We start from the raw sequence: 6,403 nt of genomic DNA, 5'->3' as shown, positions 1-6,403 counted from the left end.
CCGAACACAGAAGTTAAGCTTCTTAGCGCCGATTGTAGTGAGGGGTTGCCCCTTGTGAGAGTAGGACGTCGCCACGCGATTTTAAATAGTAACATGGAGGTTTAGCTCAGCTGGGAGAGCATCTGCCTTACAAGCAGAGGGTCAGCGGTTCGATCCCGTTAACCTCCATATGAGCCGTTAGCTCAGTTGGTAGAGCATCTGACTTTTAATCAGAGGGTCACAGGTTCGAGCCCTGTACGGCTCATTTTCGAATATGCGGGTGTGGCGGAATTGGCAGACGCACTAGATTTAGGATCTAGCGCCTAACGGCGTGGGGGTTCAAGTCCCTTCACCCGCATTAAGCCGGCTTAGCTCAGTTGGTAGAGCATCTGATTTGTAATCAGAGGGTCGAGGGTTCAAATCCTTTAGCCGGCATCGAGAGCTGCGGAAATAGCTCAGTGGTAGAGCACCACCTTGCCAAGGTGGGGGTCGCGGGTTCGAACCCCGTTTTCCGCTTTCGTGCCACAATACACGCCGGGGTGGCGGAACTGGCAGACGCACAGGACTTAAAATCCTGCGGTGAGTGATCACCGTACCGGTTCGATTCCGGTCCTCGGCATTGCATACATTGCGCCCATAGCTCAACTGGATAGAGTGTTTGACTACGGATCAAAAGGTTAGGGGTTCGACTCCTCTTGGGCGCGTAGTCTTTTTACTGCATTAAGACTAATTTTATTATCGGGAAGTAGCTCAGCTTGGTAGAGCACTTGGTTTGGGACCAAGGGGTCGCAGGTTCGAATCCTGTCTTCCCGATTTTGCTTTATTTATTTTTTACTTTACGGTATACTAAGGATGAGAATAATTAATTAAATATTATGCGCCCATAGCTCAACTGGATAGAGTGTTTGACTACGGATCAAAAGGTTAGGGGTTCGACTCCTCTTGGGCGCGTTAGAACGAAATCATAATGGTTTCGTTTTTTTATTTATCTAAGTTTTGTTTATCTTGAGCACCTGTTTCTTTGATTATTGGCTAAAATTGGGTATAATTAAGGTCAGTATTAGTCAAGGGAGGAATGAAGCATGGCTCATCATAATACTTCCGATTTGATTGAAGCGTATTTGAAAAAAATACTTGAAGATAGTGAAATAATTGAGATCAGAAGAGCTGAAATGGCAGATCTTTTTAATTGTGTTCCCTCTCAGATCAACTATGTCATCAATACCCGCTTTACAATTCAACGAGGATACGCGGTGGAAAGTAAACGTGGTGGTGGCGGTTATATCCGCATCGAAAAAGTAAAGATTTCAGATAAACATCATTTTTTGGAACAGGTCAATCAATTATTTGAAAAAAAACTCAGTGAAAAGGACGCATTCGCAATTATTCAGAAGCTTTATGAAGAAGCAGTTTTAACGAGAAATGAGGGGAATTTGCTTTTAGCAGCGGTGGCAAAGAGTACGCTGGCAGATTTTCCAGATGAAGCCGCGATTCGTGCGGGGATATTGCATGCGGTCTTGGAACGATTAAGCTATGAAGATAGGAAGTGATTTTCCATGGATGAATTATTTACAGAACGGGCAAAAGCGGTTTTGACTATTGCTCAAGAAGAAGCAAAAACATTTAAACATCAATCTGTTGGTTCAGAGCATTTGTTGCTGGCATTGGTCATGGAACAAAATGGGATCGCAGGCAAAACATTGCGGGAGCTCCATGCAGATGAAACGGATATTCGTGAAGAAATCGAACATTTGACCGGATATGGAACTGTCAAAAATTATCCGGAAGGGGTTTATCTTCCTTATTCGCCACGGGCAAAACAAATTTTTGCTTATGCGGGGGATGAAGCGAAGCGCTTAGGAGCACCCCAAATCGGTACGGAACATTTGCTGTTGGGCTTATTACGGGATGAAGAGATTTTAGCTTCTCGAATCATGTCAAATCTTGGATTAAGTTTGCCTAAGATGCGGCAGCTATTAAAACAAAAATTAGGATTAAATGATGTCAAGATGCAAGCGGGAAATCGTCGTCGGCAAATCAAGGCACCGCAAAGCCAAGGAACACCAACATTGGATAATTTGGCACGGGATTTAACCAAATTGGCACGGGAAAATCGATTGGATCCAGTGGTTGGCCGCGCCAAGGAAGTGAAGCGACTGATCCAAATTTTGAGTCGGCGGACAAAAAACAATCCGGTCCTTGTTGGAGAGCCGGGAGTTGGTAAGACAGCGATTGCGGAAGGTTTAGCGCAACGAATCATTAAAGGGGAAGTTCCTGATGATATGCAGGATAAGCGTTTAATGATGTTGGATATGGGTGCGTTGGTCGCCGGTACAAAATACCGTGGAGAATTTGAAGACCGTATGAAAAAAGTGATCGACGAAATCTATCAAGACGGTCAGATTATTTTGTTTATCGATGAATTGCATACGTTGATTGGTGCGGGGGGAGCAGAAGGCGCTATCGATGCTTCTAATATTTTGAAACCTGCATTAGCTCGAGGGGAATTGCAAACGATTGGTGCCACTACTTTGGATGAATACCAAAAATACATTGAAAAAGATTCGGCATTGGAACGGCGTTTTGCCCGGGTTCAAGTCGATGAACCAACACCGGAAGAAGCGGAAGAAATTCTGAAGGGGCTGCGTCCACGCTATGAAAAGCATCACGGTGTAGAAATTTCGGATGATGCGCTGCATGCGGCAGTTCAACTTTCTGTTCGGTATATCAATTCACGGCAACTGCCGGATAAGGCGATTGACTTGATGGATGAATCTTCGGCAAAAGTGCGTTTGGATAAGGCAGACGAGCCTTCTGAACTGGCAAATTTGCGGGAAGAAATCGCGAAATTGATGCGGGACAAAGAAGCGGCTATTCAAAAGCAGGATTTTGAAACGGCGGCTCGCTTACGGACGAGGGAGAAAAAAGTCGGGCAACGGTTGGCTGAGCTTTCTTTTGCTGAAACAAAAGGTGCTTCCGGTTTTGCAGATCGAGTGACGGCGGAGGATGTTGCGACAGTGGTTTCCCAATGGACCGGTGTTCCTTTACAACAGATGGAGAAAAAAGAAAGCGAACGTTTGTTGGAATTGGAAGCTATTCTGCATCAACGGGTAGTTGGTCAGGATGAAGCGGTCAAGGCGGTGGCACGGGCAATTCGTCGGGCCCGCAGTGGGTTGAAAGACCCGGATCGTCCAATCGGCTCCTTCATGTTCTTAGGCCCAACCGGTGTCGGTAAAACGGAATTGGCGAAAGCGTTGGCTGAAGCGATGTTTGGCAGCGAAGATGCACTGATTCGAGTGGATATGTCCGAGTACATGGAAAAATACAGCACCAGTCGATTGATTGGTTCACCTCCAGGTTATGTGGGCTATGAAGAAGGTGGACAACTGACGGAAAAAATCCGTTCGAAACCTTATTCGGTCATTTTACTGGATGAAGTGGAAAAGGCACATCCGGATGTCTTCAATATTTTGCTGCAGGTTTTGGATGATGGACATTTGACGGATTCAAAAGGACGAAAAGTTGATTTCCGTAATACGATTTTGATCATGACATCGAATATTGGTGCTACACAAATTCGTGAGGAAAAAAGTGTTGGCTTCAATGTGACAGATATCAGCAAAGATTATCGTGCCATGCAAAAGCGGATCTTAGAAGAATTGAAAAAAGCATTTCGTCCGGAATTTCTGAATCGGATCGATGAAACGGTGGTTTTCCGTTCTTTGGGAGAAACAGAGATTCATGAAATCGTGAAAATCATGAGCAAGGCAGTGGTCAAACGATTGGACGAGCAGGAAGTCCATTTAAAAATCACACCGGCAGCCATTGACGTAATCGGCAAAGCGGGATTTGATCCAGAATATGGTGCTCGACCTATTCGACGAGCATTACAAAAAGAAGTGGAAGACCGTTTGAGTGAAGCGTTATTGTCAGGAGCCATCCATCTAGGGGATCATGTGACAATTGGTGCAAAAAAAGGCAAAATCACGTTGACAGTCAAGGAACCAAAAACAGTCAAAAAACTACAAAACGTTTAATGAAAAAGGTCTATCATTTCGATGGTAGGCTTTTTTTGCTGAAAAAAATCGTTAAACCTTCCTTTCCTATCTTTGTCTATTGGAAAGTGGAAAATCCTGTGATACTATTATTTGAGCTATAGTCCCACTTGTATTTTGTGGAATAAGCAAGGAGGTACATGATGAGTGAATTAATTGCAACTGTCGATTCCCTGGAGCAAGCGCAGGCGTTGTTGGCAGTTGGTGTCGATACGATTGTTTTTGGAGAAGAACAATTTGGGTTGCGGCTGCCCCATTCTTTTAGTCGTGAAGAACAAAAAACGTTGGTTCAATTGGCCCATGAGGCGGGGAAAAAAGCCTCAGTTGCTGTCAATGGAATCATGCATCCGGAAAAAATGACACTGATTCCAGAATATTTGGCTTTTTTAGCAGAGATTCAAGCAGATCAGATTCTGGTGGGAGATCCCGGGGTTGTTTACGTGCTAAAAAAACATCCGGAATGGCAGCTTCCCTATATCTATGACGGAGAAACACTGGTAACCAGTGCCCGTCAAATCAATTTCTGGGGAAAAAAGGGAGCAATCGGTGCGGTATTGGCACGGGAAGTTCCTTTTGGTGAAATGCAGATTATGGGTAAAGAGTTGCAGATTCCGGCGGAGGTTTTGGTGTATGGTCCAACCTGTATCCATCAATCCAAACGACCGTTACTGCAAAATTATTATAACTATACTCAGCAAACAGAAGAAACGGATCGTAGTCGAGGGTTGTTTTTATCTGAACCTAAGAAGCCAGAAACGCATTATTCTATTTATGAAGATAGCCACGGGACCCACGTGTTCGCCACGAATGATGTGGATTTGATGAAGGAATTGGGAGAATTGGCTACCGAGAATTTTTCTACTTGGAAATTGGATGGTCTTTTTTGTCCCGGTGAAGCTTTTGTGGCGATTGCGAAGGCTTTCCAACAAGCTCGGCAAGCGATTGATGCTGGGACATGGTCCTTGGAACTGGCAGAAAAACTGAATCAGCAGGTGATTCAGCAGCATCCGCAGCTGCGGGGCTTGGATACCGGTTTTTACTATATTGATCCAGATGAGATTAAATAAGAAGGTGGATACACATGAAACAACCATTAAAGCGTCCTGAGGTATTAGCACCGGCAGGAACGTTAGAAAAATTAAAAACAGCGATCCGTTACGGAGCCGATGCCGTTTATATTGGCGGAAATGATTACGGATTGCGCAGTCGGGCAGGGAATTTCAGCTACGAGGAAATGGCAGAAGGCGTGGCATTTGCCAAAGCTCATCAGGCAAAGGTCTATGTAGCAGCAAACATGGTCACTCATGAAGGCAATCAAGAAGGCGCCGGAGATTTTTTCCGAGAATTACGGGACGTCGGCATTTCAGCAGTAATCGTTTCTGATCCGGCATTGATTGAAATTTGTGCCACAGAAGCTCCGGGACTACCGATTCATTTATCCACCCAAGCTTCAGCTACAAATTTTGAAACATTGGAATTTTGGAAAGAAGAAGGTTTGGAACGGGTGGTATTAGCGCGGGAAGTGTCGATGGCAGAAGTTGCTGCGATCCGGGAGAATACGGATATCGAGATTGAAGCGTTTATTCATGGGGCAATGTGCATTTCTTATTCCGGCCGTTGTACGTTATCGAATCACATGTCGATGCGGGACGCCAATCGTGGGGGCTGTTCACAATCCTGCCGCTGGAAATATGATTTATTCGATTTACCATTTGGAACGGAACAACACCAAAGTCTAACGGATAAAGGTGCTGTTAATGAAGAATTTTCCATGAGTGCAGTTGATATGTCCATGATTGAACATATTCCCGATTTAATTCAAAATGGGGTGGATAGTTTTAAAATCGAAGGGCGCATGAAGTCCATTCACTATGTTTCAACCGTAGCGAATGTGTACAAAGCGGCTGTGGATAGTTATATGGAAGATCCGGAAAATTATGTCTGCAAGCAAGAATGGATCGATGAATTGTGGAAAGTGGCACAACGAGAATTAGCCACCGGGTTTTATTATGGGACACCTACCGAAAATGAACAATTATTCGGGGCACGGCGGAAAATTCCGCAATATAAATTTATCGGTGAAGTACTGGCTTATGATGAAGCAACCAAGCTGGCAACGATTCGCCAACGTAATCATTTTTCAGTCGCCGATGAGATTGAATTTTACGGTCCCGGGTTCCAACATTTTGACCAAACCATCACTGAAATGTGGAACGAAGAAGGAGAAATGATTGATCGTGCACCAAATCCAATGATGGTGGTAACGATGCCGGTGGTTCAACCGGTGACACCTGGAGATATGATTCGAAAACGAAAATAGAACCAAAAGAGGGTGACCCGGAGTGGTGCCCTCTTTCATTAAATGGAGG

Annotated in this window: 4 protein-coding genes, 9 tRNA genes and 1 rRNA gene; all 14 read left to right on the top strand. The window is 44.7% G+C overall.

All coding sequences use genetic code 11. The features are described from left to right. Positions 1–77, top strand: a 5S ribosomal RNA gene (gene rrf, locus FFM66_RS11560); the annotation flags it as partial. Between the two features lie 18 nt (positions 78–95). Beyond that, positions 96–168: transfer RNA gene (locus tag FFM66_RS03120), tRNA-Val, on the top strand. A 3-nt stretch (positions 169–171) separates the two neighbouring features. Further along, positions 172–244 (top strand) — tRNA-Lys (locus FFM66_RS03115). A gap of 11 nt (positions 245–255) precedes the next feature. Beyond that, positions 256–337, top strand: a tRNA-Leu gene (locus FFM66_RS03110). 4 nt (positions 338–341) lie between these two features. After that, a tRNA-Thr gene (locus FFM66_RS03105) sits at positions 342–414 on the top strand. A 9-nt stretch (positions 415–423) separates the two neighbouring features. Beyond that, positions 424–495: transfer RNA gene (locus FFM66_RS03100), tRNA-Gly, on the top strand. 17 nt (positions 496–512) lie between these two features. Beyond that, positions 513–598, top strand: a tRNA-Leu gene (locus tag FFM66_RS03095). A gap of 11 nt (positions 599–609) precedes the next feature. Beyond that, positions 610–683 (top strand) — tRNA-Arg (locus FFM66_RS03090). Between the two features lie 35 nt (positions 684–718). Further along, a tRNA-Pro gene (locus FFM66_RS03085) sits at positions 719–792 on the top strand. A gap of 64 nt (positions 793–856) precedes the next feature. Next, a tRNA-Arg gene (locus FFM66_RS03080) sits at positions 857–930 on the top strand. 131 nt (positions 931–1,061) lie between these two features. After that, a complete protein-coding gene (locus tag FFM66_RS03075; RefSeq protein ID WP_048603164.1) occupies positions 1,062–1,529 on the top strand; it encodes a CtsR family transcriptional regulator in 468 nt (155 codons plus the stop codon). A gap of 6 nt (positions 1,530–1,535) precedes the next feature. Next, a complete protein-coding gene (locus tag FFM66_RS03070) occupies positions 1,536–4,016 on the top strand; it encodes an ATP-dependent Clp protease ATP-binding subunit (RefSeq protein WP_137604970.1) in 2,481 nt (826 codons plus the stop codon). Positions 4,017–4,177: 161 nt separating this feature from the next. Then, positions 4,178–5,101, top strand: a complete 924-nt coding sequence (locus FFM66_RS03065) for a peptidase U32 family protein (protein WP_048603166.1) — start codon at positions 4,178–4,180, stop codon at positions 5,099–5,101. Between the two features lie 14 nt (positions 5,102–5,115). Next, positions 5,116–6,354 carry a peptidase U32 family protein gene (locus FFM66_RS03060; RefSeq protein ID WP_137604969.1) on the top strand — a complete coding sequence of 413 codons (1,239 nt, stop codon included), beginning with the start codon at positions 5,116–5,118 and terminating at the stop codon, positions 6,352–6,354. The last annotated feature ends 49 nt before the right edge of the window (positions 6,355–6,403 follow it).

It is taken from the genome of Enterococcus songbeiensis (assembly GCF_005405265.1).
In the GTDB taxonomy this organism is placed as follows: Bacteria; Bacillota; Bacilli; order Lactobacillales; family Enterococcaceae; genus Enterococcus_C; species Enterococcus_C songbeiensis.
This window is presented reverse-complemented; position numbering and strand designations above follow the sequence as displayed.